25 protein-coding genes are annotated in these 26,842 nt (G+C 68.1%); 12 read left to right on the top strand and 13 right to left on the bottom strand.

Annotated elements, in window-relative coordinates:
• Nucleotides 1–6 precede the first annotated feature (6 nt).
• The 3 genes from carB to dapB all read right to left on the bottom strand — a co-directional run bounded on the left by carB (nt 7) and on the right by dapB (nt 5,582).
• The gene (carB, locus tag AC5P8R_RS13725) at nt 7–3,249 is read right to left on the bottom strand and encodes a carbamoyl-phosphate synthase large subunit (protein ID WP_014646994.1); all 3,243 of its coding nucleotides are present in this window, start codon (nt 3,247–3,249) and stop codon (nt 7–9) included.
• Between the two features lie 149 nt (nt 3,250–3,398).
• On the bottom strand, nt 3,399–4,526 hold the full coding sequence (gene carA, locus AC5P8R_RS13720) for a glutamine-hydrolyzing carbamoyl-phosphate synthase small subunit (RefSeq protein ID WP_495223541.1): 1,128 nt from the start codon (nt 4,524–4,526) through the stop codon (nt 3,399–3,401).
• Nucleotides 4,527–4,862: 336 nt separating this feature from the next.
• Nucleotides 4,863–5,582: a 4-hydroxy-tetrahydrodipicolinate reductase gene (gene dapB, locus AC5P8R_RS13715; protein WP_080052982.1), complete on the bottom strand. Its 720-nt coding sequence runs from the start codon at nt 5,580–5,582 to the stop codon at nt 4,863–4,865.
• A gap of 90 nt (nt 5,583–5,672) precedes the next feature.
• Here dapB and AC5P8R_RS13710 point away from each other — a divergent pair, with 90 nt between their 5' ends.
• From AC5P8R_RS13710 to AC5P8R_RS13695, 4 genes are all read left to right on the top strand, one after another.
• Nucleotides 5,673–6,434: a 3-oxoacyl-ACP reductase gene (locus tag AC5P8R_RS13710; protein WP_495223540.1), complete on the top strand. Its 762-nt coding sequence runs from the start codon at nt 5,673–5,675 to the stop codon at nt 6,432–6,434.
• A 4-nt stretch (nt 6,435–6,438) separates the two neighbouring features.
• The gene (locus AC5P8R_RS13705; RefSeq protein ID WP_014646990.1) at nt 6,439–6,834 is read left to right on the top strand and encodes a MerR family transcriptional regulator; all 396 of its coding nucleotides are present in this window, start codon (nt 6,439–6,441) and stop codon (nt 6,832–6,834) included.
• Between the two features lie 55 nt (nt 6,835–6,889).
• On the top strand, nt 6,890–7,471 hold the full coding sequence (locus tag AC5P8R_RS13700) for an NAD(P)H-dependent oxidoreductase (RefSeq protein WP_495223539.1): 582 nt from the start codon (nt 6,890–6,892) through the stop codon (nt 7,469–7,471).
• Nucleotides 7,472–7,618: 147 nt separating this feature from the next.
• Complete coding sequence (locus AC5P8R_RS13695) at nt 7,619–8,080, top strand: DUF4304 domain-containing protein (protein WP_049408775.1); 462 nt, start codon at nt 7,619–7,621, stop codon at nt 8,078–8,080.
• 127 nt (nt 8,081–8,207) lie between these two features.
• Here the strand turns inward: AC5P8R_RS13695 and AC5P8R_RS13690 are convergent, their stop codons facing one another.
• The 3 genes from AC5P8R_RS13690 to AC5P8R_RS13680 are packed head-to-tail and all read right to left on the bottom strand — an operon-like array spanning nt 8,208 to nt 10,569.
• On the bottom strand, nt 8,208–8,453 hold the full coding sequence (locus AC5P8R_RS13690; RefSeq protein WP_180835322.1) for a DUF6587 family protein: 246 nt from the start codon (nt 8,451–8,453) through the stop codon (nt 8,208–8,210).
• Complete coding sequence (feoB, locus tag AC5P8R_RS13685; protein ID WP_014646986.1) at nt 8,453–10,318, bottom strand: ferrous iron transporter B; 1,866 nt, start codon at nt 10,316–10,318, stop codon at nt 8,453–8,455. Before feoB ends, AC5P8R_RS13690 begins: the two co-directional genes overlap by 1 nt.
• Nucleotides 10,315–10,569 (bottom strand): FeoA family protein, encoded by a 255-nt coding sequence (locus AC5P8R_RS13680; RefSeq protein WP_005416370.1) that lies wholly within the window; start codon nt 10,567–10,569, stop codon nt 10,315–10,317. The genes feoB and AC5P8R_RS13680 overlap by 4 nt, the downstream gene beginning before the upstream one ends.
• A 119-nt stretch (nt 10,570–10,688) precedes the next feature.
• Between AC5P8R_RS13680 and AC5P8R_RS13675 the strand changes: the two genes are divergently transcribed.
• The 5 genes from AC5P8R_RS13675 to yeiP all read left to right on the top strand — a co-directional run bounded on the left by AC5P8R_RS13675 (nt 10,689) and on the right by yeiP (nt 14,262).
• On the top strand, nt 10,689–11,477 hold the full coding sequence (locus AC5P8R_RS13675) for an enoyl-CoA hydratase/isomerase family protein (protein ID WP_100449967.1): 789 nt from the start codon (nt 10,689–10,691) through the stop codon (nt 11,475–11,477).
• Nucleotides 11,478–11,479: 2 nt separating this feature from the next.
• On the top strand, nt 11,480–11,881 hold the full coding sequence (locus tag AC5P8R_RS13670; RefSeq protein ID WP_014646985.1) for a VOC family protein: 402 nt from the start codon (nt 11,480–11,482) through the stop codon (nt 11,879–11,881).
• A complete protein-coding gene (locus AC5P8R_RS13665; RefSeq protein WP_483286750.1) occupies nt 11,878–12,774 on the top strand; it encodes a hydroxymethylglutaryl-CoA lyase in 897 nt (298 codons plus the stop codon). The genes AC5P8R_RS13670 and AC5P8R_RS13665 overlap by 4 nt, the downstream gene beginning before the upstream one ends.
• 101 nt (nt 12,775–12,875) lie before the next feature.
• The gene (locus AC5P8R_RS13660; protein ID WP_014646983.1) at nt 12,876–13,646 is read left to right on the top strand and encodes an SDR family oxidoreductase; all 771 of its coding nucleotides are present in this window, start codon (nt 12,876–12,878) and stop codon (nt 13,644–13,646) included.
• 49 nt (nt 13,647–13,695) lie between these two features.
• Entirely contained in the window at nt 13,696–14,262 is a 567-nt protein-coding gene (gene yeiP / locus AC5P8R_RS13655; protein WP_005409468.1) for an elongation factor P-like protein YeiP, read from the top strand.
• Nucleotides 14,263–14,381: 119 nt separating this feature from the next.
• On the opposite strand, the gene AC5P8R_RS13650 is transcribed toward yeiP, so the two are convergent.
• From AC5P8R_RS13650 to AC5P8R_RS13635, 4 genes are all read right to left on the bottom strand, one after another.
• Nucleotides 14,382–15,083, bottom strand: coding sequence for a COG3650 family protein (locus AC5P8R_RS13650; protein WP_495223538.1), 702 nt, complete (start codon nt 15,081–15,083; stop codon nt 14,382–14,384).
• A gap of 83 nt (nt 15,084–15,166) precedes the next feature.
• Complete coding sequence (locus AC5P8R_RS13645; RefSeq protein ID WP_014646981.1) at nt 15,167–15,559, bottom strand: nuclear transport factor 2 family protein; 393 nt, start codon at nt 15,557–15,559, stop codon at nt 15,167–15,169.
• The gene (locus AC5P8R_RS13640) at nt 15,540–18,689 is read right to left on the bottom strand and encodes a multidrug efflux RND transporter permease subunit (protein ID WP_495223537.1); all 3,150 of its coding nucleotides are present in this window, start codon (nt 18,687–18,689) and stop codon (nt 15,540–15,542) included. Before AC5P8R_RS13640 ends, AC5P8R_RS13645 begins: the two co-directional genes overlap by 20 nt.
• A 36-nt stretch (nt 18,690–18,725) precedes the next feature.
• A complete protein-coding gene (locus AC5P8R_RS13635; protein WP_495223536.1) occupies nt 18,726–19,874 on the bottom strand; it encodes an efflux RND transporter periplasmic adaptor subunit in 1,149 nt (382 codons plus the stop codon).
• 128 nt (nt 19,875–20,002) lie between these two features.
• On the opposite strand from AC5P8R_RS13635, the gene AC5P8R_RS13630 reads away from it, so the two are divergent.
• Both AC5P8R_RS13630 and AC5P8R_RS13625 read left to right on the top strand, forming a co-directional pair.
• Nucleotides 20,003–20,719, top strand: a complete 717-nt coding sequence (locus tag AC5P8R_RS13630; protein ID WP_014646978.1) for a response regulator — start codon at nt 20,003–20,005, stop codon at nt 20,717–20,719.
• A complete protein-coding gene (locus AC5P8R_RS13625; RefSeq protein WP_014646977.1) occupies nt 20,719–21,795 on the top strand; it encodes an ATP-binding protein in 1,077 nt (358 codons plus the stop codon). Before AC5P8R_RS13630 ends, AC5P8R_RS13625 begins: the two co-directional genes overlap by 1 nt.
• Here the strand turns inward: AC5P8R_RS13625 and AC5P8R_RS13620 are convergent.
• The 3 genes from AC5P8R_RS13620 to AC5P8R_RS13610 all read right to left on the bottom strand — a co-directional run bounded on the left by AC5P8R_RS13620 (nt 21,773) and on the right by AC5P8R_RS13610 (nt 25,429).
• Nucleotides 21,773–23,542 carry a DUF7844 domain-containing protein gene (locus tag AC5P8R_RS13620; RefSeq protein WP_169411787.1) on the bottom strand — a complete coding sequence of 590 codons (1,770 nt, stop codon included), beginning with the start codon at nt 23,540–23,542 and terminating at the stop codon, nt 21,773–21,775. The two genes, AC5P8R_RS13625 and AC5P8R_RS13620, sit on opposite strands and share 23 nt — an antisense overlap.
• 136 nt (nt 23,543–23,678) lie before the next feature.
• Entirely contained in the window at nt 23,679–23,978 is a 300-nt protein-coding gene (locus tag AC5P8R_RS13615; RefSeq protein WP_014646975.1) for a DUF2388 domain-containing protein, read from the bottom strand.
• A gap of 62 nt (nt 23,979–24,040) precedes the next feature.
• Nucleotides 24,041–25,429 carry an FAD-linked oxidase C-terminal domain-containing protein gene (locus AC5P8R_RS13610; RefSeq protein ID WP_197561294.1) on the bottom strand — a complete coding sequence of 463 codons (1,389 nt, stop codon included), beginning with the start codon at nt 25,427–25,429 and terminating at the stop codon, nt 24,041–24,043.
• Between the two features lie 168 nt (nt 25,430–25,597).
• Between AC5P8R_RS13610 and serA the strand changes: the two genes are divergently transcribed.
• Nucleotides 25,598–26,839 carry a phosphoglycerate dehydrogenase gene (gene serA, locus AC5P8R_RS13605; protein WP_005416356.1) on the top strand — a complete coding sequence of 414 codons (1,242 nt, stop codon included), beginning with the start codon at nt 25,598–25,600 and terminating at the stop codon, nt 26,837–26,839.
• Nucleotides 26,840–26,842 lie beyond the last annotated feature (3 nt).

Genomic DNA, 26,842 nt, shown 5'->3' with positions numbered 1-26,842 from the left:
GGGCTCTCATGCATTCAACTCCTTGTGCAGCTCCTGCAGCGACCAGACGGGACCGGTGCCGCGGAATTCCAGTGAATCCACCAGCGCCTTGGCGCCGGCAATGGTGGTCGAGTAGGTGACGCGATGCTGCAGCGCCTCGCGACGGATCGAGAACGAGTCGTTGATCGCCGAACGACCTTCGGTCGTGTTGACGATGTAGACGATCTCGCCGTTCTTGATCGAGTCGACGATGTGCGGACGGCCTTCGACCACCTTGTTGATGATCTCGCAGTCCATGCCGTGCTGCTGCAGCCAGGCGGCGGTGCCACGGGTGGCGACCAGGCTGTAGCCACGCGCCAGCAGCGCCTTGGCCACCGGCAGCACGCGCTTCTTGTCCGGATCACGCACCGAGACGAAGGCCTTGCCAACCGGCGGGGCCTTGATGCCGCCGGCTTCCTGCGCCCGCGCGAAGGCGGCGTTGAAGGTGCGGCCCACGCCCATCACCTCACCGGTGGAGCGCATCTCCGGCCCGAGGATCGGGTCGACGCCCTGGAACTTGGCGAACGGGAAGATCGCTTCCTTCACCGAGTAGTAGTCCGGCACGATTTCCTTGGTCGCGCCCTGCTCGGCCAGCGTCTTGCCGGCCATGCAGCGGGCGGCGATCTTGGCCAGCGGCATGCCGGTGGCCTTGGACACGAACGGCACGGTGCGCGAGGCACGCGGGTTCACTTCCAGCAGGTAGATGGTGTCGGCACCCTCGTCGCTGGTCTGGATCGCGAACTGGGTGTTCATCAGGCCGACCACGTTCAGGGCCTTGGCCAGCTCCACCACCTGGCGGCGCAGCTCGGCCTGGGTTTCAGCCGACAGCGAGTACGGCGGCAGCGAGCACGAGGAATCGCCCGAGTGCACGCCGGCTTCTTCGATGTGCTCCATCACGCCACCGATCAGGACGTTGCCCTGGGCATCGGCGATGATGTCGACGTCGCACTCCACGGCGTTGTCGAGGAAGCGGTCCAGCAGCACCGGCGAATCGTTGGACACCTTCACCGCGTCGCGCACGTAGCGGGCCAGGTCGGCTTCGCCGTAGACGATTTCCATCGCACGGCCGCCCAGCACGTAGCTCGGGCGCACCACCAGCGGGTAGCCGATCTCGCGGGCCAGCAGCAGGGCTTCCTGGTCGTTGCGGGCGATGCGGTTCGGCGGCTGCTTCAGGCCCAGCGTGTCAACCAGCTGCTGGAAGCGCTCGCGGTCTTCGGCCAGGTCGATCGAGTCCGGGCTGGTGCCGATCACCGGCACGCCATTGGCTTCCAGCGCGCGCGCCAGCTTCAGCGGGGTCTGGCCGCCGTACTGCACGATCACGCCCTTCGGCTGTTCCAGTTCGACGATCTCCAGCACGTCTTCCAGGGTCAGCGGTTCGAAGTACAGGCGGTCGGAGGTGTCGTAGTCGGTCGACACGGTTTCCGGGTTGCAGTTGACCATGATGGTTTCATAGCCATCCTCGCGCAGCGCCAGTGCGGCGTGCACGCAGCAGTAGTCGAACTCGATGCCCTGGCCGATGCGGTTCGGGCCACCGCCCAGGATCATGATCTTGTCGCGGTTGCTCGGCGCGGCCTCGCACTCGTCCTCGTAGGTCGAGTACAGGTAGGCGGTGCCGGTGGAGAATTCACCGGCGCAGGAGTCCACGCGCTTGTAGACCGGGCGCACCTTGTGCGCACGACGCAGCGCGCGGATGGCGGCTTCATTGGTGCCGGTCAGCTGCGCCAGGCGCGCATCGGAGAAGCCAGCACGCTTCAGCTTGCGCAGGCGTGCGGCGTCCAGCGCGTCGATGCCACCGGCCGCGACTTCGCCTTCTGCAGCGATGATTTCCTCGATCTGGTCCAGGAACCAGTGGTCGATGAACGACAGTGCGTAGATCTCTTCCACGCTCATGCCGGCGCGGAACGCATCGGCGACGAAGAACAGGCGCTCCGGGCCCGGCGCCTTCAGCTCGCGACGCAGGGTCTGCAGGTCGTCTTCGTTGGCCAGGTCCAGGCCGGTCGGGTCGAAGCCGACCTTGCCGGTTTCCAGGCCACGCAGGGCCTTCTGCACCGACTCCTGGAAGGTGCGGCCCATCGCCATCACCTCACCCACCGACTTCATCTGGGTGGTCAGGCGGGCGTCGGCGGCCGGGAACTTCTCGAAGGCGAAGCGCGGGATCTTGGTGACGACGTAATCGATGGACGGCTCGAACGAGGCCGGGGTCAGGCCGCCGGTGATCTCGTTCTTCAGTTCGTCCAGGGTGTAACCCACGGCGAGCTTGGCGGCGACCTTGGCGATCGGGAAGCCGGTGGCCTTGGAGGCCAGCGCCGAGGAACGTGACACGCGCGGATTCATCTCGATGACGACCACGCGGCCGGTCTTCGGGTTGATGCCGAATTGCACGTTCGAGCCACCGGTATCGACGCCGATCTTGCGCAGCACGGCGATGGAGGCATCGCGCAGGCGCTGGTATTCCTTGTCGGTGAGGGTCTGTGCCGGCGCCACGGTGATCGAGTCACCGGTGTGCACGCCCATCGGGTCCAGGTTCTCGATCGAGCAGACGATGATGCAGTTGTCCGCGGTATCGCGGACCACTTCCATCTCGAATTCCTTCCAGCCCAGCACCGACTCCTCCACCAGCACCTCGGTGGTCGGCGACAGTTCCAGGCCGCGGCTGACGATCTCGACCAGCTCTTCGCGGTTGTAGGCGATGCCGCCACCGCTGCCGCCCAGAGTGAAGCTGGGGCGGATGATGGTCGGGTAGCCGACGCGGGTCTGGATCTCCAGCGCTTCGTCCAGGGTGTGGGCGACGGCGGCGGTCGGGCATTCCAGGCCGATCTCACCCATGGCCACGCGGAACAGCTCGCGGTCTTCGGCCATGCGGATCGCTTCGCGCTTGGCGCCGATCAGTTCGACGTTGTACTTCTCCAGCACGCCGTTGTCGGCCAGGTCCAGCGCGCAGTTCAGCGCGGTCTGGCCACCCATGGTCGGCAGCAGCGCATCGGGCTTTTCCTTGGCGATGATCTTCTCGACCGTCTGCCAGTTGATCGGCTCGATGTAGACGGCGTCGGCCATCTCCGGGTCGGTCATGATCGTGGCCGGGTTGCTGTTGACCAGCACCACGCGGTAACCCTCGTCACGCAGGGCCTTGCAGGCCTGGGCGCCGGAGTAGTCGAACTCGCAGGCCTGGCCGATGACGATCGGGCCAGCACCGATGATGAGGATGGTCTTGAGGTCAGTGCGCTTGGGCATTTTCTTCTCTAAGTCAGTACAGCGTGACAAGGGGGAGTGATCGCACGCTGTCGATCAGGAATCTTGATCCGCAGCGCCGCGCCGGGGGCAGCAGCGATGCGGGGTTTACGGTCCATCGCGACGCCACCGGGGGGCCGGCGGAGTACTGATCACGCCTTGGCCTGGTCCATCAGCACCACGAAGCGGTCGAACAGCGGACCGACATCGGTCGGGCCCGGCGACGCTTCCGGGTGGCCCTGGAACGAGAACGCCGGCACGTCGGTGCGGGCGACACCCTGGTTGGTGCCGTCGAACAGCGAGCGGTGGGTCACGCGCAGGGTCGGCGGCAGGGTCGCTTCATCGATCGCGAAGCCGTGGTTCTGCGAGGTGATCATCACCCGGCCGCTGTCCAGGTCCTGCACCGGGTGATTGGCACCGTGGTGGCCATGGCCCATCTTCATGGTCTGCGCGCCCGAGGCCAGGCCCAGCAGCTGGTGGCCCAGGCAGATGCCGAAGGTCGGGATCTTCACATCGATGAAGGTCTTGATCGCTTCGATGGCGTAGTCACACGGCTCCGGGTCACCCGGGCCGTTGGACAGGAACACGCCGTCCGGCTTCAGGGCCAGCACTTCGGCGGCCGGGGTCTGCGCCGGTACCACGGTCACTTCGCAGCCACGCTCGGCCAGCATGCGCAGGATGTTGGTCTTCACGCCGAAGTCGTAGGCCACGACCTTGAACCGGGCCGGCACGCTGACGAAAGCGTTGGCATCCAGGTCCAGCTGGCCCTCGGTCCAGGTGTAGGTCTTCTCGGTAGTGACGACCTTGGCCAGATCCATGCCCTTCAGCCCCGGGAACTTGCGGGCGGCTTCCAGTGCCTTTTCCACGTCGATGTCGCCGGCCATCAGCGCACCGTTCTGCGCGCCCTTCTCGCGCAGGATGCGGGTCAGCTTGCGGGTGTCGATGCCGGCGATGGCGACCACGCCACGCTGGATCAGCCAGTCCTGCAGCGACACCTGGCTGCGCCAGTTGCTGGGGCGGCGCGGAACGTCGCGCACGATCAGGCCGGCCGACCACACCTTGGACGCTTCGTTGTCCTGGTCGGTCATGCCGGTGTTACCGATATGCGGATAGGTCAGCGTGACCATCTGCCGGGCGTAGGACGGGTCGGTCAGCACTTCCTGATAGCCGGTCATGGCGGTGTTGAACACCACCTCACCGACGGACAGGCCGGGCGCGCCTACGGATTCGCCCTCGAATACGGTGCCGTCTTCGAGGACGAGGATTGCGGCTTGGGTCACGGGAATCTCACTTTGGCTACCGAGGGGGCTGCCGAAGTCACGCCTGCGCTTCACGGAAATCCGGTTGCAAAAAAGCGCGGACGTACGGTCTGGGACCGGTCCGGCTTTCGTGATTCGGCGAGTGCGAATTGTAGCGCTGCCGGGGCGCTCGCGCCAGCGGTTATCGCGCTTCATGAACAGGCGATTGCGCATTCATTTCAATCCGATGGCGTATGCGGGCCGGAGGCGGGGTCGGATCCATTTCCCGAATGGGAAAGGCTCTGACCCCAGGCGCCCTCGGATGGGGTCAGAGCCCTTTCCGCAGGAAAGGGATCCGACCCCAGGAATCAGCCCGCCCTACTGCAGCAGGTCCCGCACCCGGTAGCTGCCCGGCGCCCGCCCCTGCAGCTGGCGGGCGGCGAACAGGGCGCCGCGGGCGAAAATGTCGCGGTTGGTGGCCCGATGCACCAGCTCGATGCGCTCGCCCAGACCGGTGAACTGCACCAGGTGCTCGCCCACGATGTCACCGGCACGCAGGCTGGCGTAGTGCGGCTCCGCCCCGCCCCGTTGCGCGGCCGCGCCCAGGGTCAGCGCGGTGCCCGATGGCGCATCCTTCTTCTGGGTGTGGTGCGATTCGACGATGTCGCAGTCCCAGCCGGCCAGCGCCTGCGCCGCGCGCTCCACCAGCTCGTCCAGTACCGCCACGCCCAGGCTGAAGTTCGAGGCCCATACCAGCGGGATCTTCGCCGCCGCGGCCTCCAACGCTTGCCGCTGCGTGCTGGAGATACCGGTGGTGCCCGACACCAGCCCGGCACCCCGCTCCACGCACAGCGCCAGCATCGGGTCGAAGCCCTCCGGCAGGCTGAAGTCGATCGCCACATCGAACACCGGCGCGCCGGGCAGCTCACTGGCGCCGAAGAACGGCACGCCGTCGACCACGCGCTGTGCCGGCGCACGGCCGGTCACTGCGGCCACGATCTGCAGGGTTTCGGGATGTTCGGCGGCCAGCCGCAGCAGGGCTTGGCCCATGCGCCCGGAGGCACCGTGAATGAGCAATCGCAGAGGAGTCTGGTTCATGCCTGCAGGCTAGCGGCAGCACGCCCGCTCCGGCAAGCGCCATCGCTGCTACGCTGCATGCCCTTTCATGCAATGGATGGCAGCTCCCTCATGCAGATCAGCGAACAGCTGGTGCTGATCACCGGCGCCGGCCGCGGCCTTGGCCAGCACATCGCCCGCGCGTTCGCGGCGCAGGGTGCGCGCGTCATCGTCAACTACCACCGCAGCGAGGGCCCCGCACGGGCGCTGGCCGCCGAGCTGGGCGGACAGGCGATCGCGATGCCGGCCGACGTCACCGACCGCAGCCAGGTCGATGCAATGCTGCAGCACGCCCTGGCCCACTTCGGCCAGGGCGTCACCACCGTGGTCAACAATGCGCTCGCCGCGTTCTCGTTCAATGGTGATGCCCGCGACGGCGCCGCCGATATCGGCTGGCCGGCCTTCCAGGCGCAGTTCGAGGGCAGCGTGCGCGGCGCGCTGAACACCGTGCAGGCCGCCCTGCCCGGCATGCAGGCCCGACGCTTCGGCCGCATCATCAACATCGGCACCAACCTGTTCCAGAACCCGGTCGTGCCCTACCACGACTACACCGCCGCCAAGGCCGCGCTACTGTCCCTCACGCGCACGCTGGCCGGCGACCTCGGCCCGCATGGCATCACCGTGAACATGCTGTCCGGCGGCCTGCTGCGCACCACCGATGCCAGCGCTGCCACGCCGGAGGCAGTGTTCGACTACATCGCCGCCAACACGCCACTGCGCAGCGTTACCACGCCAGCAGAATTCGCCGATGCCGCGCTGTTCTTCGCCAGCCCCTGGTCGCGCGCGGTGACCGGGCAGAACCTGGTGGTCGATGGCGGGCTGGTGCGGGACTGAGCCAATGCGCATTTCCGAGGTCAGCCGCCTGACCGGCGCCAGCGCCAAGGCCATCCGCCTGTACGAGGCGCGCGGACTACTGCCGCCGGTGCCGCGGCTGAACCGCTATCGCGACTACAGCGAACAGGATGTGGCCTGGGTGCAGCTGATCCGCCAGGCGTTGGCGCTGGGCATCACCCTGGCCGCGATCTCCCGCCTGCAGGGCCGCGACGGACGGCTCGACTGGCCCGCGGTGCTGGCCCTGCTCGAGCAACAACGCAGCCGCATCGCCAGCGAGCGGGCACGGCTGGCGCAGGTCGAGCTCGACCTGCAGCAGGTCAGCGACGAACTGCGGCAGTGGCTGCACTCCGGCAGCGGTGACTGCATCCTGGAACCCAGCGGCTGCGCCGCTGGTGGTTGACTCTGCCCCAAGGGCATAGCCCAACCTCGCGCACTTTCCATTGCCCGAGGTTGCCGTGTCCCGTTCCATCCTGATCCTGCTCGGCCATCCCGACCGCGACAGCCTGTGCGGTGCCCTCGCCCAGCGCTACGCCACCGCCGCCGAGAATGCTGGCCATCGGGTGCGCCTGATCGCACTGGGCGAACTCGAGTTCGATCCGGTGCTGCGCCATGGCTACCGCCAGATCCAGCCGCTGGAAGCCGACCTGCAGGACACTGCGGATGCGATCGAGGCCTGCGACCATCTGGTGCTGGTCTATCCCACCTGGTGGGGCGCGATGCCGGCGCTGCTGAAGGGCTTCTTCGATCGCGTGCTGCTGCCGGGGTACGCCTTCCGCTACCGGCGCGATTCAGTCTGGTGGGACCGGCTGCTGGCCGGTCGCAGCGCACGGGTGATCACCACGCTGGATACGCCGCCCTGGTATTACCGCTGGATCTACCGCGACCCGGGCATCACCCAGATCCGCGCCACTATTCTGGAATTCTGCCGCATCCGCCCGGTGCGGGTCAGCCGACTCGGTGCGGTGCGCAGCAGCTCGCCGGAGCAACGCAACCGGTGGCTGGCGTTGGCAGCGGAGCTGGGCTCACGGGCCAACTAGCTGGAAGAGCGTGCGAACCAAGGTTCGCACCCACCTGGAGCGTTCGCACCCACCTGCGGCACTCGTTGCGGGTGTCGCGTTTGCCAATTGACCCTCAGGCACTGCGCCTCAAGGCTGTGGGCCCTTGTTACGGCCCAGGCAAAGCCCATGAAATCCTCGACTGTCTTCAGCAAGTGCGCCAGGAAGACCGGCTTTGCCGGGACGTCGACGACCCGCTACCGCTTGCTGGACGCCGCGCTGCTTGTCGTGAATCACCAGCGCGCCAGCGAAAGCCGGGGCTTCTATGTGAATGCTGGACTCTACTTTCCGGAGCTGCTCGCGTATCCCCTCGCGCCTGACGATCTTGAAACGGCTTTCCGGTACCGCTCCAGCATCCCCACGCCCCATGTCGACTGGCGGATCGAAGAAACGCCGGGCCTGCGCCGGACCTTCATCCAGCAGGATCTTGAAGATCTGCTGGAGGCCGGTAACCGCGACGCGTTGAAGGCCCTGCTGCTCGATGCCCTGGCCGACGTGGCAGGTTTCGCGGCAGCCCATGGGAACAGGGAATCGGTGCGGCGATTGAACCGGGACGGGAACTTCCGGGCGATCATCCGCAGAGAGGTCTGAATCCCGAGAGCGTGCGAACCAAGGTTCGCACCCACAGGGCGAAGGTTTGCACCCACAGGGCGAAGGCCCGCACCACCGGCCGAAGGTTCGCACCCACCGGCCGGCCGCCGTCGAGCATGGCTCGACGCTACTTCTTGGTCGGCCCGCAGCTGTCGCAACCGCCACAGGCACCACCACCGCCCGTTGCCGGCGGCGCGACCTTCCGCCCCAGCGCCTGCAGCCAGGCGGCGCGGCCCGGCTTCAACAGGGCCAACGCCAACGCACCGCGCAGCGTGCGCACGGTGCCCGGGAACTGCTTCTTCAGCACCACCCAGGCACTGACCAGCACAGCCACCGCGATGATCAGGTACTGGATCAGCAGGCCGGTATCCATCAGCCGCCTCCCAGCGCCCTGGTCACCTGGTAGGTGATCAGTGCGGCCACATAAGCCGCTGCGAACAGGTAGAACGCGGCAAAGCCCATCTGCTTCCACGAATTGGTCTCGCGCTTGATGGTGGCCAGCGTCGAGATGCACATCGGGGCGTAGATGTACCAGACCAGCAGCGACAGCGCGGTCGCCAGCGACCAGCCATCGCTGATCAGCGGGGTCAGCGCCTGGCTGGCGGCATCGTCATCGGCGGCCGACAGCGCATACACGGTGGCCAGCGAAGACACCGCCACCTCGCGCGCGGCCAGGCCCGGGATCAGCGCGATGCAGATCTGCCAGTTGAAGCCCAGCGGCGCGAAGAACACCGCCATCGCATGGCCGATCTGGCCGGCGTAGCTGTAGTCGATGGCTGGCATCGTGGCGTCGGCCGGTGCCGCCGGGAACGACAGCAGCACCCACAGCAGGATGGTCAGCGCCAGGATGATGCCGCCGACGCGCTTGAGGAAGATCGTGCCGCGCTCGTACAGCCCCACCGCCAGGTCGCGCACATGCGGCAGGCGGTACGACGGCAGCTCCAGCATCAGCGGGTGCTCGCTCTTGTCGCGACGCCACTTCTTCATGATCCACGACATCGCCAGCGCGCTGAGAATGCCCGCCGCATACAGGCCGAACAGCACCAGGCCCTGCTGGTTGAACACGCCCCACACCGTCTTCTGCGGAATGAACGCACCGATCAGCAGCGCGTACACCGGCAGGCGCGCCGAGCAGGTCATCAGCGGCGCCACCAGGATCGTGGCCAGGCGGTCACGCGGGTCCTGGATGCTGCGCGTGGACATGATGCCCGGCACCGCGCAGGCGAAGCTGGACAGCAGCGGGATGAACGAGCGGCCGGACAGGCCGGCGGCCGCCATCATGCGGTCGAGCAGGAACGCCGCACGCGGCAGGTAGCCGGACTCCTCCAGCACCAGGATGAAGAAGAACAGGATCAGGATCTGCGGCAGGAACACCACCACGCCGCCGACGCCTGCGATGATGCCGTCGGTCAGCAGGCTGGCCAGCGGGCCTTCCGGCAGCACGCTGCCAACAAAGGTGCCGAGCCAGGCGAAGCCAGCCTCGATGCCGTCCATCAGCGGCGTCGCCCAGGCGTACACCGCCTGGAAGATCAGGAACATCACCACCGCCAGGCTGACCAGGCCGAACACCGGGTGCAGCAGCCAGCGGTCCAGCGCGTCGTCGATCTTCGCGGTCCGTGCCGGCATCCGCACGGCGACCGACAGGATCCCGCGCACCTTGGCGTGGTAGTCGATGCCACCTTCCGGGCCCGGCACCGGTGCATCCAGGTGCGGCACCATCGCGTCCAGGCGCTCGACCAGGGCCTTGGCGCCCTGCTTGCGCACCGCCACAGTCTCCACCACCGGCACACCCAGCTCGCGCTCCAGCGCGGCCACATCCACCTGGATGCCGCGGCGCTGGGCCGCGTCGACCATGTTCAGGGCCACCACCATCGGCTTGCCCAGCTCGCGCAGTTCCAGCGCGAAGCGCAGGTGCAGGCGCAGGTTGGTGGCGTCGATCACGCACAGCAGCACGTCCGGCGCGGCCTCGCCCGGGTAGAAGCCCCGGCACAGGTCACGAGTGATCGCCTCGTCCAGGCTGGCCGGATGCAGGCTGTAGGCACCCGGCAGGTCAAGCACGGCGAATTCACGGCCGGACGGCGCACGCAGGCGGCCCTCCTTGCGCTCGACGGTGACGCCGGTGTAGTTGGCGACCTTCTGCCGGCTGCCGGTCAGCTGGTTGAACAGCGCGGTCTTGCCGCTGTTGGGGTTACCGACCAGCGCGATGCGCAGGGGGGCGGTGGCGGCGATTGCGGTCATGCACGTCGTTCCTGGCTGGCGGCGTCGACCACGACCCGCTTGGCTTCACTGATCCGCAGCGCGAACCGGGTGAACCCGACCTGCACCAGCAGCGGCTCGCCGCCCACCGGGCCCTTGGCCACCAGGCGCACTTCCTCGCCGTTCACGAAACCCAGCTCGCGCAGGCGCCGGGCAATGGCATCGTTGGCATGCAGGTCCTGCACGGACTCGACCACGGCCGAGGTGTGCAGCGGCAGTTCGGACAGCGTCATCTAGCGTGTTCTCTGCTGGATGTAAATGGTTCTCGATTCTAACATTCCCGCGTCGCGTCATGGCCCATGACCAATGGCCCGCTATGATCCATACAGGTATGGAGTGACCCTGGAATCCCATGAACGATGCTTTGCAGATCGAGCGCCGTGGCGCCGTCCTCACCCTCTGGCTGAACCGGCCGGAGCTGCACAACGCCTTTGACGCCAGCCTGATCGCCCGGCTGACCGCCGCGCTGGAAGCCGCCGGCCGCGATGATTCGGTCCGGGCCGTGGTGGTCGCCGGCCACGGCGCCTCCTTCTCGGCCGGTGCCGACATGCAGTGGATGCGCGGCATGGCGGCGGCCAGCGAGGCCGACAACCGCGAGGACTCGCTGGCACTGGCACGGCTGATGCGCACCCTGGACGAGCTGCCCAAACCGACCCTGGCCCGGGTCCACGGCGCGGCCTTCGGTGGCGGCGTCGGCCTGGTTGCCTGCTGCGACATTGCCATCGCCAGCACCTCGGCCCGCTTCGGCCTGACCGAAAGCCGCCTTGGCCTGCTGCCGGCGGTGATCTCGCCCTATGTGATCGAGGCCATCGGCCCGCGCCAGGCGCGGCGCTGGTTCGCCACCGGCGAGCACTTCGACGCCGATACCGCACTGCGCATCGGCCTGGTCCACCAGCTGGTCGAGCCCGAGCGCCTGGATGAGGCGCTGGAGCGCCAGCTGGCCCTGCTCGACAAGGCCGGCCCGATCGCCTCGTCCACCGCCAAGCAGCTGGTCCGGCAGGTCCGCGACAGCGATGACCGCGATGCGCTGGATCGGGATAATGCCGCCCTGATCGCGCGCCTGCGGGTGTCCGCCGAGGGCCAGGAAGGCCTGGGTGCCTTCCTCGACAAGCGCGCCCCCCATTGGGTCACGGAAGCCTGAACATGCTCGATCATCTTGGTTTGACCAGCGCCGACCTGGCGCGCAGCAAGACCTTCTTCCTGCAGGCGCTGGCGCCGCTGCAGATCGGCGTGGTGATGGAAGTGAGCGCCGAACAGACCGGCGACCACGACCACATCGGCTTCGGCAGCGACGGCAAGCCGTTCTTCTGGCTCGGCAATGGCGGCACCGCCAGCCACGGCGTGCACGTGGCCTTCGCCTGCGCCAGCCGCGCGCAGGTGGACGCCTTCCACGCCGCCGCCCTCGCCGCCGGTGGCCGCGACAACGGCGCGCCGGGCCTGCGCCCGTGGTACCACCCGGATTACTACGCCGCCTTCGTGCTCGACCCGGACGGCAACAACATCGAAGCGGTCTGCCATCGCCCCATCGGTGAGGTGGCTGCATGAGCGACTACGTCCGCATCGTCGAGGTCGGCCCGCGTGACGGCCTTCAGAACGAAAAGCAGTCGGTGTCCACCGCCGACAAGATCGAACTGATCAACCGCTTGTCGGCCACCGGCCTGCGCAGCATCGAGGCGACCAGTTTCGTCAGCCCGAAGTGGATTCCGCAGCTGGCCGATGCCGCCGAGGTCTACGCCGGCATCCAGCGCCGCCCCGGCATCCACTACCCGGTACTGGTGCCGAACGAACAGGGCTACGACCGCGCCCGTGCGGTGGGCGTGGAGGAAGTAGCGGTGTTCACCGCCGCGTCCGAGGCCTTCAACCGCACCAACACCAATGCCGGCATCGACGAATCGCTGGCCCGGTTCGAGCCGATCCTGCACCGCGCCGCCGCCGATGGCGTGCGCGTGCGCGGCTACGTCTCCACCGTGCTCGGCTGCCCCTACCAGGGCGAGGTGCCGCTGGCCGACGTGGTGCGGGTGGCGCGCGCGCTGCACCAGATGGGCTGTTACGAAATCTCGCTGGGCGACACCATCGGCGTCGGCACCCCACGCAAGGCACGGGCGATGCTGCAGGCGGTCGCTGCCGAGATCCCGATGGACGCCTTGGCCGTGCACTTCCACGACACCTACGGCCAGGCCATCGCCAACATCGCCACCTGCCTGGAAGCAGGCGTGCGCGTGGTCGACAGTGCAGTCTCGGGCGCCGGTGGCTGCCCGTACGCGAAGGGGGCCAGCGGCAACGTCGCCAGCGAGGACGTGGTCTACCTGCTGCAGGGCCTGGGCCTGGACAGCGGCGTGGACCTGCCGGCACTGGCCGAGACCGGCCGCTGGCTGGCCGGCCTGCTCGGCCGCGCCACCGCCAGCCGCACCGGCCAGGCGCTCGCAGCGGCCGGCTGAGCACCCCGCTGCGCCGCTCCCGCTCGGGCGGCGCAGCGCACAACGGCGACGGTCGCCGCTTCCGTTAGAATCGGCGGTTCTCGAACCTGCAGGACCGTGCAATGCAGCTGTCTTCCGTACGTGCCGTGATCACTGGCGGCGTCTCCGGCCTCGGCCTGGCCGTGGCCCAGCACCTCGTCGCCCAGGGCGGCAAGGTGGCTCTGTTCGACCTCAACGACGACAAGGGTGCAGCTGCCGTTGCCGGGCTGGGTGCCGACAAGGCCCGCTATTTCAATGTCAATGTCAGCGATGAGGCGGCCGTGGCTGCAGCCATCGACCAGGCCCACGATTTCCTCGGCGGCCTGAACGTGGCGATGAACTGCGCCGGCATCCTCGGCGCCGGTCGCGTGCTCGGCAAGGAAGGCCCGATGCCGCTGGCCGGCTTCCAGGGCACGGTGATGGTCAACCTGGTCGGCAGCTTCAACGTGGCCAAGGCCGCGGCCAACCGCATGCAGCACAACGACGCCGGCGAAGACGGCGAGCGCGGCGTGATCATCAACACCGCCAGCATCGCTGCCTATGAAGGACAGATCGGCCAGGCCGCGTATGCCGCCAGCAAGGGCGGCGTGGTGTCGATGACGCTGCCGATGGCGCGCGAACTGTCGCGCTTCGGCATCCGCGTCAATACGATTGCTCCTGGCGTGTTCTGGACGCCGATGGTCGATGGCATGCCCGAAGCCGTGCAGCAGTCGCTGGCCGCCTCGATCCCGTTCCCGTCGCGCCTGGGCAAGCCGGAAGACTTCGCCAGCCTGGTCGGCTTCATCCTCGGCAACACCTACCTCAACGGCGAGACCATCCGCCTGGACGGCGCTACCCGCCTCGCTCCGAAGTGATTCCCCCCGGGCGCCGGGACGGCGCCCTCCCCCAACGACCTAGATCACCATGAAAGCCAACGACATCAAGAAGGGCAACGTCGTCGAGTACAACAACGGCGTGTACCAGATCCGCGACATCGAGCGCAGCTCGCCGCAGGGTCGCGGCGGCAACGTCCGCTTCCGCTTCATCATGTACAGCGTGCCGGGCGGCAACAAGCTCGACGCCAGCTTCGATGCCGACGACAACCTGGTCGAGGTCGAACTGCTGCGCCGCCAGTCCACCTATTCGTACAAGGACGGCGATGCCTTCGTGTTCCTCGATGACGAGGACTACACCCCCTACACCCTGGACGCGGACGTGATCGGCGATGACGCTGGCTACATCACCGACGGCCTGACCGGCATCTACGTGCAGGTGATCGACGAGCAGCCGGTGGCGATCCAGCTGCCGGCCTCGGTGGTGCTGGAAGTGATCGAGACCCCGCCGGAACTGAAGGGCGGCACTGCCACCAAGCGCCCGAAGCCGGCCAAGCTCAACACCGGCATCGAGATCATGGTGCCGGAATACATCGTCAACGGCGAACGCGTGCTGGTGAACACCGCCACCGGCGAATTCGCTGGCCGCGCCGACTAAGCGCCTTGCGCTGATCGGCTGCCTGTCCCTGCTTGCGGCGTGCTCGCCGCAGGCAGCGGGCAGCGCATCGCATGTAGCGATCGTGTAGAGCCGAGCGTGGGCTCGGCTCTACAGAAGGCTTACGGCTGCTTCGCGCCGAAGTTGCCGCAGCCGTGGTACTGGCGGGTGCCGATGGTCAGGTTCACCTTGGCATCGAACGCCTCGCCGCTCATGTCGTCCTGGCAGGTGGTGCGCTGGAAGCTGAGCTTGACGTCGGTACCGTCGGACGCCTTGCCACTCCAACCGTCAGCACCTTCGGTGGGCGTGGCGACGTCGAAGCGACGCTCGCCATAGTCAACTTCCACCCGCAGGCCCGGCGCGTCGCCATCGACGACCGCCAACCAGCCCGGCTCGTTGCCCGTGGCGCGGAACGCGGCCGTGCCCGCGCTGCCATCGCCTTCGGTCGCTTCGACCGCATGGCACTCGCGGTCCGCCTCGCCCTTCAGGCTCAACAGGCCGTCATCGCTGCCCTTGGTCCAGAAGCTGTTGCCCTGGCCATCACCGTACTTGGCACCCGACGCCGCACGTTCGGAGGTCATGGCGAAGGTACGTTCGCCGATCACCACCGTGGCCGCATCCTCGCCATTGAAGGCCGCGCGCACGCTCAGATCACCACACCGGTACGTGGTCTCGCTGCCGGTACCGGCGCTGGTGCTGGCAGCCGGTTCGGGCGCCGCCGGCGGCGCGGCATCGGTGCCGCCCGCAGCGGGTGCCTGGGCCGGCTGGCACGCGGCCAGCACCAACCCGAGCGAGGCTGCCAACAGACTGGGAACTACACGCATGGCTCGACTCCTTGTCGACACTACAGAGACCTTCGACCCTACCACCTGCCGGTGAGCGCGGCCTGAAAGCGGCCTGACCGTACTCACGCGGCCAGTACCGCCATCGACAACAGCTGCGCACCGCTGCCGCCGGAACTGCAGGCCCAGACCCGCAGCAGGCGCAGCTTCACTTCACGCTCCCGGCCCTGCCGCCACACGGACAACCGCACGTCGCTGGACAGCAACGCCAGGCGGCCACACAGCAGCGTCTCCACCGCGTGCAGCTGCAGGCTTCGCACCTGCACGCTGCCGGCCAGCCAATCGCCCAGCCATGGCAGATCGAGCATGCGGCCGCCGTGGCCTTCCATCATGAACAAGGCCGGCGATACCAGCGCGTTCAACGCATCGTGGTCATTTTCCAGCAGCGCAGCGCACAGGCGCTGCTCCAGCGCCATCAACTGTTGCTCATGCAGATCTTCAACGATGTTCCGTTCCATCCACGGTTCCTCCCGGCATCGGCCGGCGCCTGCGCAGGCGCTGCGCGATCCACTGCCGCGCGCCCTGCACCACTACATAGAAGACCGGCACGAAGAACACCGCCAGCACGGTCGCACTGACCATGCCGCCGAACACACCGGTTCCAATCGCCTGCTGGGTTTCCTTCGACGCGCCCTGCGCCAGCATCAGCGGCACCACGCCCAGCGCGAATGCCAGCGAGGTCATCACGATCGGGCGCAGGCGCAGCCTGGCTGCCTCCAATGCCGCCTCGACCAGGCCGCGCCCCTGCTGCTGCAGCTGCCGCGCGAACTCGACAATGAGGATTGCGTTCTTCGCAGACAGCCCGATCACGGTGATCATGCCGACCTTGAAGAACACATCGTTGGGCATACCACGCAACAGCACCGCGGCGACCGCACCGAGCAGGCCGAGTGGCACCACCAGCATCACCGCCAGCGGAATCGACCAGCTCTCGTACAGCGCCGCCAGCACCAGGAACACCACCAGCATCGACAACAACAGCAGCCACGGCGCCTGCGCCCCCGATTCACGCTCCTGCAGCGACTGGCTGGTCCACTGCAGGGCAAAACCGGACGGCAGCTTCCCGGCCAACCGCTCCATCTCCGCCATGGCCTGGCCGGTCGACACGCCGGGGGCCGGTGCGCCGGACAGATTCAACGCCGGGAAGCCGAGGTAGCGCTGCAGCTGCAGCGGCGCCTCGGTCCAGTTCGGGGTCACCAGTTCCGACAACGCCACCATGCCGCCCTCGCTGTTGCGCACGTACAGTTTCAGAACGTCCTCCAGTTCCATGCGATGCGGCGCGTCGGCCTGCAGGATCACCTGCTGCAACCGGCCCTTGTTGGGGAAATCATTGACGTACTGCGAGCCCATCGCCGCTGACAACGTGCTGCTGATGTGCTCGAAGCCCACGCCCATCGCCTCGGCCTTGGCGCGATCAATGTCCAGCCGCACGCTGGTACCTGCCGGCAGGCCATCGGCATGCACCTCCGACAGCAGCGGACTGGCCTCGGCCAGCTTCAGCAGCTGCTGCAGGGCCGCGCGCAGCTCGGCCTGGCTCTGCCCGGTACGCGCCTGCAGGGCCAGCGAGAACCCGGACGAACGGCCCAGGCTGTCGATCGCCGGCGGCATCACGCTCATCACCTCGCCCTCGGCAACCGTGGCCATCGCCTGCTGCGCGGCCTCCACCTCGCCGGCCGCGGTGGCGCCAGCACGCTCACCCCAGTCCTTCAGCATGGTGTAGGTCAGCGCCGCGCTCGGGCCGGAACCGGAGAAGCTGTAACCGAGGATCGACTGGTTGGAGCCGATGCCCGGGCGCGAGGCCACGTGCCGTTCGTAGGCTTCGACCACCGCCAGCGTGCGTTCGGCGGTGGCTTCGGCCGGCAGCTGGATCGAGGTCATGAAATAGCCCTGGTCCTCTTCCGGCAGGAACGCGCCCGGCAGCCAGTGCAGGCCCAGCAGCAGCGCCGCCACCAGCGCGGCGAACACGCCCATCACCCGGCCGCTTCGCTGCAGCACGGAGGCCACGCCACGCTGGTAGCGCCCGGTCAACGCCTCGAAGCCACGATTGAAGGCGCCGAACAGCCCGCCACGACCATGATGGCCGTGGGTGTTCGGGCGCAGCAGGGTCCCGCACAGCGCCGGTGTCAGGCTCAGTGCCAGCAGCGCCGAGAACAGGATCGACACCGCCATCGCCACGGTGAACTGGCGGTAGATCGCGCCCACCGAGCCGCTGGCCAAGGCCATCGGAATGAACACCGCGGTCAGCACCAGGGTGATGCCGATCACCGCGCCGGTCAGCTCGCGCATCGCCTTGATGGTCGCCTCGCGCGGCGGCAGGCCCTCCTCGGCCATGATCCGCTCCACGCCCTCGACCACCACGATCGCGTCGTCGACGATGATGCCGATCGCCAGCACCATGCCGAACATGGTCAGCACGTTGATCGAGAAGCCCAGTGCCAGCATCACCGCGAAGGTACCGAGCAGCGCGATCGGTGCAACCAGCGCCGGAATCAGCGTGTAGCGCCAGTTCTGCAGGAACAGGTACATCACCGCGAACACCAGCAGCATCGCCTCCAGCAGCGTCTGCACCACCTTCTGGATCGAGATCTTGACGAACGGCGCGGTGTCGAACGGGATGCTCGCCTCCACGCCGCGCGGCAACAGCGGCGCCAGCTCGGCCATGCGCTCACGGACCGCCGACGCCGTGCGCACCGCATTCGCGCCCGGCCGCAGCTGCACCCCGGCGGCGGTGGCCGGATGGCCGTCCTCGCGGGTGCCCCAGGCATAGCTCTGCGCGCCCAGTTCGACGCGGGCGACATCACCCAGCACCACCCGTGAACCGTCGGCCCCGGCGCGCAGTACGATCGCCGCGAACTGTTCCGGCGTGGACAACTGGCCGTCGGCGCTGAGCGGCACGGTGATGCGCTGGCCCGGAACACCCGGCGAATCACCGATGCGCCCCGGCGAGATCTCCAGGTTCTGCTGCTCGATGGCAGTGGCCACATCGCCCATGGTCAGGCCGTAGCCGGTCAACCGGGTCGGATCCAGCCACACGCGCATCGCCTGCTCGGCGCCGAACAACTGCACGCGACCGACGCCATCGATGCGGCGCAGCTCTTCGATGATGTTGCGCGCCATGAAATCGCCCAGCGCGGCCTCGCTGACGCTGGCATCCGGCGAACGCAGGCCGACCAGCATCAGGAAGCCGGAATCGGCGGCCTCCACGAACAGGCCGTTCTGCCGCACGCTGCGCGGAAGGCGCGGCTCGATCGCCTTGATCCGGTTCTGCACGTCCACCTGCGCCAGTTCCGGATTGGTGCCGGGCTTGAAGGTGGCGGTGATCGAGGCTTCGCCGGAGGTGTCCACCGACGATTCGAAGTAAAGCAGATGCTTGACGCTGGACAGCTCGCGCTCGATCAGGCCGACCACCGCATCGTTCAACGTCTGCGGGCTCGCACCCGGGTAGCTGGCATAGATGCTGACGCTGGGCGGCGCGACCGCCGGATAGCGCTCCACGGCCAGGCGCGGAATCGCCAGCGCGCCGGCCAGGATGATGAAGATCGCCAGCACCCAGGCGAACACCGGGCGATCAATGAAGAAACGTGCCATGTTGGATTTTCCTGGAGGGGCTGTCCCGGGAAAGGCTCAGCCCTTGCTGCCGGCCTGCACCGCACCGGCGCTGGCGACCGGCTTCTGCCAGTCGCGCGCATCGACCACCACGCCTTCCTGCAGGCGCTCCTGGCCCTCGACCACCACTTTCTCGCCGGCCTTCAGGCCCGCGCGCACCAGCCACTGGCGATCGACGCTGCCGTCCACCTCCAGCGTGCGGATCACCGCCCTGCCGTCGGCGCCTATCACCCAGGCATAGGCCTGGCCACCGGCGCTGCGCAGCACGGCCTGCTGTGGCACGGTCAACGCGCTGGCCGGGGCACCCCGCGGCACCCTCGCGCGCACATACATGCCGGGCAGCAGCTGCCGCCGCGGGTTGTCCACCAGGATGCGCAGGATCACATCACCCGTCCGTGCATCGACATTGATACCGGAGAACAGCAGCTGGCCACGCTCGGGCAGCGGCTTGCCGGCGGCACCGATGATGGTCACCGGCAGCTTGTCGCCGCCGGCCGCACCGCGCTGCAGCGACTCCAGCTGCGCCGCCGGCTGGCGCACATCCACGTAGACCTGGTCGATCTGCTGTACCACGGCCATCGGCTCGGCATCGGCCACGCCGACCAGCGCACCTTCGGTCACCAATGCCTGATCGATACGACCGGCAATCGGTGCGCTGACCGTGGCATAGCGCAGGTCGAGCTGGCGACGGGACAGGATCGCGCGCGCTTCATTCACTGCCGCGCGTGCCTGCTCGTACTCGGCGCTGGCGTCGTCCCGATGCTGCTGGCTGACCGCCTGCGCGGCAGCCAGGGCGTGCAGGCGCTGCGACTGCACGCGACTGCGGCCCAACGCCGCCTCACTGCGCTGCAGTGCGGCCAGCGCCGAATCGACGTCGGCCCGGAACGCTGCCGGGTCAATCTGGAACAAGGCCTGGCCTGCACTGACTTCCGCCCCCTGGTCGAACAGGCGCCGCTGCACGATGCCGCCCACCTGTGCGCGGATCTGCGCGGTGCGCACCGCCGCGACGCGGCCTGGCAGTTCGTCGTCACGTTGCACCACCTGCGGGCCGACGCTGATCACGCTGACGCGCGGCGCCGCCTCGGGGGTGGCTTCGGGAGTGGAGCAGGCCGTCATGGCCAAGGCGAGGGCCGCGATCAACGCGACCGGAGTCCTGAAGGTTCTCATTGCTGTGCACAATGCCGCGCAGGCGGCGGATAGGTTCTGAAGCGCGCAGTCTGCGTGGCGATGATGGGGTTTCGATGGAGGAACTGTGGAGATACGATGGAGGCAAGCACCTTACGGCCCGCCCCTGCATGCATGCCTCCCCTGCCCTCGCCGCCCTCGTCCTGATCGTCGAGGATGAGGCCGAGATCGCTGACATTCTCTGCGCCTACCTGGAACGCGAAGGACTGCGCACGCTGCGCGCCGCCGATGGCCACAGCGCACTGGACCTGCACCGCAGCGCCCGGCCCGACCTGGTCCTGCTCGATGTGCAGCTGCCGCGCCTGGACGGCTGGAGCGTGCTGACCCAGCTGCGCCAGCGCGGCGAGACGCCGGTGATCATGCTGACCGCACTGGACCAGGACCTGGACAAGCTGACCGCGCTGCGGATGGGCGCTGATGACTACGTGGTCAAGCCCTTCAACCCGGCCGAGGTGGCCGCGCGCGTGCGCGCCGTGCTGCGGCGCACGCTGCGCGCCGCGCGCGTGGACGCACCCACCGCGTTGCGCGTCGGCCCGCTGCTGATCGACTCGGCCACCCACGCGGTGCACGTGGAGGGCGAAGGCTACAGCCACGAAGTGCTGCTCACCCTCACCGAGTTCAAGCTGCTGCACTGCATGGCGCTGGCGCCGACGCGCATCTTCAGCCGCAGCGAGCTGATGCACGAATGCCTGCCGGAAAGCGAAGCACTGGAGCGCACCGTCGACAGCCATGTCAGCAAGCTGCGCCGCAAGCTGGATGAAGTGGGCATGGTCAACGTCCCAGCCAGCGTGCGTGGCGTCGGCTACCGGCTGATGGCCGATCGCTGATGCCCTCCCTGCGCCGCTCCGGGCTGAGCCGCCACATCATCGTTTCGATGTCGCTGATGGTGATCGGCGTCATCGTGATGATGATCCTGTCATCGTGGCTGCTGTACGCGGTGCTGGTCGAGTTCTTCCCCGGCAGTGCCGAGGAGCCGGAAAGCTGGCTGCCGACCGGCCCGGAACTGGCATGGATGGTGGGCGTGATCCTGACCGGGCTGGCGCTGGCCATCGCCGCCTCGTTCCGCCTCGCCCACCGCATCCTGTCGCCGCTGAATTCGCTGGTGGACAGCGTGCGTGCGCTCGCGGGCGGCGACCTGGGTGCACGCGCCAGCGTCGAGGAAAATTCGCCGGGCGAAGTGGCGACCCTGGTCGAGGACTTCAATGCGATGGCGCGCCGCCTGCAGCACATGGAGAGCGAGCGCGCGATGTGGCACGCGGCCATCGCCCATGAGCTGCGCACGCCGGTGACGATCCTGCGTGGCCGCCTGCAGGGGCTGGCAGAGGGTGTGTTCCAGCCAGACGAGTCGCAGTTCCGCAGCCTGCTGGCCCAGGTCGAAGGGCTGTCACGGCTGATCGAGGACCTGCGCGTGCTGAGCCTGTCCGACAACGCGCGGCTGGACGTGCGTCGCGCGCGCACCGACGTGGTGGCCGAGGTGCATTCGGTGATGACCCTGGTCGATCCACAGTTCCGCGCCGCCGGCTTCGTGCTGGAGCTGGAAACCAGCCGCGAGGAACACAACGCGCACTGCGACCCGACCCGCCTGCGCCAGGCATTGCTGGCGCTGCTGGAGAACGCGCGGCGCTATGCCAGCCCGGGCAAGGTGCGGATTGCAGTGCATGACACGCCCGGCCACGTGCAGGTGGCGATCGAAGACGAGGGCCCGGGCATCGACCCGGAACTGCACGCGGATATCTTCACCCCGTTCATGCGTGGCGACGGTTCGCGTTCGCGACAGGGCGGCGGCAGCGGGCTCGGCCTGGCGGTGGTCAAGGCCATCGCCGACGCGCACGGTGGCCGCGTCTACTGCATCCCGGGCAGCGCCGGCGGCAGCCGCTTCGTCATCGAACTGCCGCGCCAGTAGCCGGGCGGGCTGCCTGCGTACGCAGGTGTGCACCGAGTGCGGCCAGATTGGCGTCGATCGCATCCATTTCCTCGCGCTGGCGGATCGGCAGCTGCTGGCGCAGCTGGCCGCGCAATGCCTGCCACGCCGGGACCGCCTGCGCACTGGCAGTGGCCACGGCCGCGGACAGCAGCGCCTGCTCGTCGCCCAGCGGCAATCCATAGCCGTCATCCTGCAGCAGCGTCCCCGGGCGCAGCCACTGCCCGCTCTGCTCCAGCAACCCGCGCAGGCTGCGCGTTTCAGCGCTGTCCGGTGCGGCCAGCAGCTGCCGCTTGAGCACATCGCGTGCGCGCAGCTCGGCGCGCCGCTGCGCGGCCTGTTCCAGCAGCAACAGGCCGGCGCTGGCACGCAGGTCACCCTGCAGCAGCCACGGTGCGCGTTGCTGTGCAGGCAGCTTCAACCAGCCGCGCACATCACGAGCGGGCAAGGCCAGCTGGGCCGCGGCCACTGCGAACAACTGCTGGTAATGGTCGCGCGCCGAGGCGAAGTAGTAGCCCTGCGCCTGCGCTGCAGTGCGGTCCGCCAGTACCCTCTCGTCGAGCACGTCCAGCCGCACCAGTCGCCGCTTCAGGCCGCGCGGGCTCAGTTGGGCCAGGCCCGCCTCGCCAAGGCGCGGCACCCCGGCCTGCAGCAGCTTGGCGGTTTCCACCGCGCAGTTGTTGCTGACGAAGTAATAGCGCCCGTCATAGCTCCAGTGCACCTGCGCGGTGCGCTCGAGCAGGCTGGCGATTTCGCTGCGGCCCAGCTGCAGCGGCAGCGACTGCAGCCCGCGCAGCTCGACCTTGGTGTACTCGTCCACCACCTGCTGCAGGGGCAGCACGAACAGCCGCGACGGATAGCCGCCGGTCAGGCCACGCCAGTTGGATATCTGCACGTCGCCCACGAACGCGCGGAACGACAGCACGCGGTGGTACTCCAGGTCCAGGCGGCAGTCCGGCCCAGGTACGCGGCCCGGCTTGCAGACCACCAGCCGCAGCATGCTGTGGCCCCAGCGACTCATCGGCTGCGCACTGCCTTCGGCGAACAGGTAGTCCACCGCGTAGACGCGCGCCGGGTCGAGCTGCAGCAGCGATGCAGCGCCCTCCTCCGATTCGGCCTGCAGCAGGGGCAGCGTCGTGGCGCACCGCGGCTGTGGCAGCGACGGTGGCGTTCCGAAATGCGCCTGGTACCACTGCGCCAATGCGGGCCGCCGGCAGGCGAACTCGCCGTCGAGGACGAAATGCTCGGCATTCACGGCCAGGTACTCGGCCGGGTTCGTCAGTTCATAGACATCCGGGCTGCGATCACGGAAATCGTTGTCGCCCCGGCCGAGGTGCCAAGGCCTGCGCTGCCAGCCCGCAAGGTCACGCCATCGCACGCTCTGCGACCAGTTCGCACCGCCACGGTCGGCGACGTGGGTCAGTTCATGCACCAGCGCACTGCGGCGCGCACGGCGGTTGCCGAGCATGCCGCTATCCAGCAGGGTGCGGCGCAATGTGATGCGGCCGGCGAAAGCGCGCCCGTGCACCTCGGCGGGAAGGTCATCACTCCAGCGCACCTGCACCTGAGCCGGCAAAGCGCGCAGCAGGCCTTCCGGCAGCAGGGACTGCACGTCGGCCAGGGTCTGGCTGGCGAGCTGCTGCTGCGCCGGATCGAGACCGGAGGGATCGAGCTGCAGCCGATCAGCCGCATGGGCGGAAGGGCTGAGCAGCCATGCCAATGCGGCCATCCACCCGCACCGCCCGCTGTGCTTCTGTAGAGCCGAGCCATGCTCGGCTGCTGTTGCGATCCGGGTGCGCCGGGCATCCAGCCGGGCATGGCTCGGCTCTGCAGAAAGCGATGACGCCGAGGTCATGCAGCCCGCATCAACGCGCCAGCAGCGCGCGGGCCAGTTCCAGGTCGCTCTGTTGCTGTGCGGCAGCGCTCTGCTCACGCAGGTGGACCAGCGCGGCCTGCAGGCGGGCGCCACGGATCTGGCCGTCGCTGGCGACGAACGCAGCGGCATCGTCGCGCGCGGCCCGCACCACCTTGTCGTCGCCCGAGCTGCTGCCCGAGGAACCGGAGGAGGCACCGGTCGCCGAACCGGCCGAGGTGCCAGCGAAGCTGGAAGCGAAGCCGGCCAGCGGCAGGGACAGCAGGGCGAGCAGCAGAAGCGGACGGGTCATCGGTTCGAAGCCGGTTGTGAAGGTGCGTGGAGCGTAACGGGTACGTGAAGGATTTGCCCGGCTCAGGCGTCGAACAGCTTGCCGGGATTCAGCCGCGCTTGGGGATCGAACGCGCGTTTGACCGCCTTCATGAGCGCGATCTCGGCGGGGCCGCGGGTGCTGTCCAGGTAGCCCTTCTTGACCAGTCCGATGCCGTGCTCGGCCGAGATGCTGCCATCGAAGCGGGCCAGCACCTGCGCCAGCAGCTTCGTCACGTGCTCGCACTGCGCCACGAAGTCGGCGTCGCTGGTGTCGTCCGGCTTGAGCACGTTGATGTGCAGGTTGCCATCGCCGATATGGCCGAACCAGACCACGTCGAAGTGCGGGTAGGCCTGCCCGATCAGTGCCTGGGTCTCGGCCAGGAACGCCGGCATCGCCGAGATCCGCACCGAGACGTCATTCTTGTAGGGCTTGTAGCGCGCCAGCGATTCGGTGATGCCTTCGCGCAGGCGCCACAGCTGGGCGGCCTGGGCATCGCTGGCACTGATCACACCGTCGCTGACCCAGCCGTTGCCCATGCAGTCCTCGAAGGCCGCCATCGCCGCGGCTTCCTGTGCCTCGTCGTTGGCCGCGAACTCGGTGACGACGTAGTACGGATGCACCTCGTCGAACGGTGCCTGCGCGCCATGCGCCAGCACGTGCTCCAGCGCCCGGTCGGTGAAGAATTCGAAGGCCTGCAGCTGCAGGCGCGCGCGGAACGCGGCGAACACCTGCATCAGCACCTCGAAGCTGGGCACGGCCAGCAGCATCACGTTGCTGGCTGGCGGCGGATCGGTGAGTTTCACTGTCGCCTCGACGATCACGCCCAACGTGCCTTCCGAACCGATCAGCAGCTGGCGGAAGTCATAGCCGCTGGAGTTCTTGATCAGGCCCTTGTTGAGTTCCAGCAGTTCGCCGCTGGCGGTAACCACCTTCAGCCCGGCGATCCACTCGCGGGTATTGCCATAGCGGATCACGCGGATGCCGCCGGCATTGGTGGCGATGTTGCCGCCGATCGTGCACGACCCGCGCGCAGCGAAGTCCACCGGGTAGATCAGGCCGTGGTCCAGCGCGGCGTTGTGCACGGCCTCCAGCGGCATGCCGGCCTGCACCACCAGGGTGCGATCGACCGCGTCGTAGGCCAGTGCCTTGTTCATCCGTTCCAGGCTGAGCACCAGCTCGCCGTTGGCGGCCACGGCGCCACCGGAAAGGCCGGTACGTCCGCCGGACGGCACCACGGCCACGCCCTCGCCCGCACTCCAGCGCATCACCGCCTGTACTTCCTCGACCGTGGCCGGCAGTGCGATCGCCAGCGGCGCTGGCGTCCAGCGCCGGGTCCAGTCGCGCCCGTAATGCTCCAGGTCGGCCGGGTCGGTCTTCAGCTTCAGGCCGGGACAGGCCTGCTGCAGCGAGGCAATGCGGGAATCGGTCATGACGGTCCAACGCGGTGCGTGAAGACGGGCAAGCGTGCCAGCGGTACGCGCCAGCGTCCAGCCCCGCAGCGATACAGATAGCTACGGATGCAACCAATTGCGCACTGCACCATGGGCGCTTCGATCTGGCATAGTGGTCAGCCCCTGTCCCACTGGCCGTGTTGCCCCATGTCGCCGAAGAAGACCTCGTTCCCGAAGCAGGATATCCGCGTGCTGTTGCTGGAGGGGGTCAGCCAGACCGCCGTGGAGGTGTTCAGCGCCGCCGGCTACAGCCAGATCGAGGCGCACACCAAGGCGCTGCCCGAGGACGAACTGAAGGCGCGCATCGCCGAGGCGCACATCGTCGGCATCCGCTCGCGCACCCAGCTCAGCGCCGAGGTGCTGGCCGAGGCCAAGCGCCTGATCGCGGTGGGCTGCTTCTGCATCGGCACCAACCAGGTCGACCTGGACGCGGCCGAGCTGGCCGGCATCCCGGTGTTCAACGCGCCCTACTCCAACACCCGCAGCGTGGCCGAGCTGGTGATCGCCGAGGCGATCATGCTGACCCGCGGCATTCCGCAGAAGAACGCCGAATGCCATCGCGGCGGCTGGTCGAAGTCGGCCAGCGGCAGCCATGAAGTGCGCGGCAAGACGCTGGGCATCATCGGTTACGGCCACATCGGCACCCAGGTCGGCGTGCTGGCCGAATCGCTGGGCATGCAGGTGATCTTCCACGACGTGGAAACCAAGCTGGCGCTGGGCAATGCCCGTGCCGCGGCGAGCCTGGACGATCTGCTGGCCCGCGCCGACATCGTCACCCTGCACGTGCCGGAGACCCCGGCCACGCAGTGGATGATCGGCAGCACCGAGCTGGCGAAGATGCGCAAGGGCGCGCACCTGATCAATGCCGCGCGCGGCACCGTGGTCGACATCGACGCGCTGGACGCAGCGCTAGCCAGCGGCCACGTCGGCGGTGCCGCGCTGGACGTATTCCCGGTCGAACCGAAGGGCAACGGCGATATCTTCGAGTCGCCGCTGACCCGCCACGACAACGTGATCCTGACCCCGCACGTGGGCGGCAGCACGCTGGAAGCGCAGGACAACATCGGCGTGGAAGTGGCGGCCAAGCTGGTGCGCTACAGCGACAACGGCAGCACGCTGTCGGCGGTCAACTTCCCGGAAGTGACCCTGCCCGAACACGAGGACAGCCTGCGCCTGCTGCACATCCACCAGAACGTGCCGGGCGTGCTGTCCAGGGTCAACGAGATCTTCTCGCGCCACAACGTCAACATCGACGGCCAGTTCCTGCGCACCGACCCGAAGGTGGGTTACGTGGTGATTGACATCACCGCCAGCGAGGCGCAGGCCGCCGCCGTCCGCGACGAACTGGCCGCGATTCCAGGCACGCTGCGGACGCGCATCCTGTACTGACGC

The organism is Stenotrophomonas sp. YJH_SMC_73, assembly GCF_059370155.1.
Note: the sequence above shows the minus strand (reverse complement) of the source record. Positions and strands in the feature narration are given on the sequence as shown.

Coding starts and splice junctions, on each gene's coding strand:
- AC5P8R_RS13680 (WP_005416370.1), bottom strand. CDS start 10,569: ATGACGCTGTCCGAACTGCCGCTGCACACCTCGGCCGTGGTCGAGTCC.
- carB (WP_014646994.1), bottom strand. CDS start 3,249: ATGCCCAAGCGCACTGACCTCAAGACCATCCTCATCATCGGTGCTGGC.
- AC5P8R_RS13650 (WP_495223538.1), bottom strand. CDS start 15,083: ATGCGTGTAGTTCCCAGTCTGTTGGCAGCCTCGCTCGGGTTGGTGCTG.
- AC5P8R_RS13690 (WP_180835322.1), bottom strand. CDS start 8,453: ATGGATACCGGCCTGCTGATCCAGTACCTGATCATCGCGGTGGCTGTG.
- AC5P8R_RS13645 (WP_014646981.1), bottom strand. CDS start 15,559: ATGGAACGGAACATCGTTGAAGATCTGCATGAGCAACAGTTGATGGCG.
- AC5P8R_RS13640 (WP_495223537.1), bottom strand. CDS start 18,689: ATGGCACGTTTCTTCATTGATCGCCCGGTGTTCGCCTGGGTGCTGGCG.
- AC5P8R_RS13610 (WP_197561294.1), bottom strand. CDS start 25,429: ATGACCGATTCCCGCATTGCCTCGCTGCAGCAGGCCTGTCCCGGCCTG.
- AC5P8R_RS13635 (WP_495223536.1), bottom strand. CDS start 19,874: ATGAGAACCTTCAGGACTCCGGTCGCGTTGATCGCGGCCCTCGCCTTG.
- AC5P8R_RS13670 (WP_014646985.1), top strand. CDS start 11,480: ATGCTCGATCATCTTGGTTTGACCAGCGCCGACCTGGCGCGCAGCAAG.
- AC5P8R_RS13620 (WP_169411787.1), bottom strand. CDS start 23,542: ATGGCCGCATTGGCATGGCTGCTCAGCCCTTCCGCCCATGCGGCTGAT.
- AC5P8R_RS13710 (WP_495223540.1), top strand. CDS start 5,673: ATGCAGATCAGCGAACAGCTGGTGCTGATCACCGGCGCCGGCCGCGGC.
- dapB (WP_080052982.1), bottom strand. CDS start 5,582: ATGAACCAGACTCCTCTGCGATTGCTCATTCACGGTGCCTCCGGGCGC.
- AC5P8R_RS13695 (WP_049408775.1), top strand. CDS start 7,619: ATGAAATCCTCGACTGTCTTCAGCAAGTGCGCCAGGAAGACCGGCTTT.
- serA (WP_005416356.1), top strand. CDS start 25,598: ATGTCGCCGAAGAAGACCTCGTTCCCGAAGCAGGATATCCGCGTGCTG.
- AC5P8R_RS13630 (WP_014646978.1), top strand. CDS start 20,003: ATGCATGCCTCCCCTGCCCTCGCCGCCCTCGTCCTGATCGTCGAGGAT.
- AC5P8R_RS13705 (WP_014646990.1), top strand. CDS start 6,439: ATGCGCATTTCCGAGGTCAGCCGCCTGACCGGCGCCAGCGCCAAGGCC.
- AC5P8R_RS13625 (WP_014646977.1), top strand. CDS start 20,719: ATGCCCTCCCTGCGCCGCTCCGGGCTGAGCCGCCACATCATCGTTTCG.
- AC5P8R_RS13675 (WP_100449967.1), top strand. CDS start 10,689: ATGAACGATGCTTTGCAGATCGAGCGCCGTGGCGCCGTCCTCACCCTC.
- AC5P8R_RS13660 (WP_014646983.1), top strand. CDS start 12,876: ATGCAGCTGTCTTCCGTACGTGCCGTGATCACTGGCGGCGTCTCCGGC.
- AC5P8R_RS13615 (WP_014646975.1), bottom strand. CDS start 23,978: ATGACCCGTCCGCTTCTGCTGCTCGCCCTGCTGTCCCTGCCGCTGGCC.
- feoB (WP_014646986.1), bottom strand. CDS start 10,318: ATGACCGCAATCGCCGCCACCGCCCCCCTGCGCATCGCGCTGGTCGGT.
- AC5P8R_RS13665 (WP_483286750.1), top strand. CDS start 11,878: ATGAGCGACTACGTCCGCATCGTCGAGGTCGGCCCGCGTGACGGCCTT.
- yeiP (WP_005409468.1), top strand. CDS start 13,696: ATGAAAGCCAACGACATCAAGAAGGGCAACGTCGTCGAGTACAACAAC.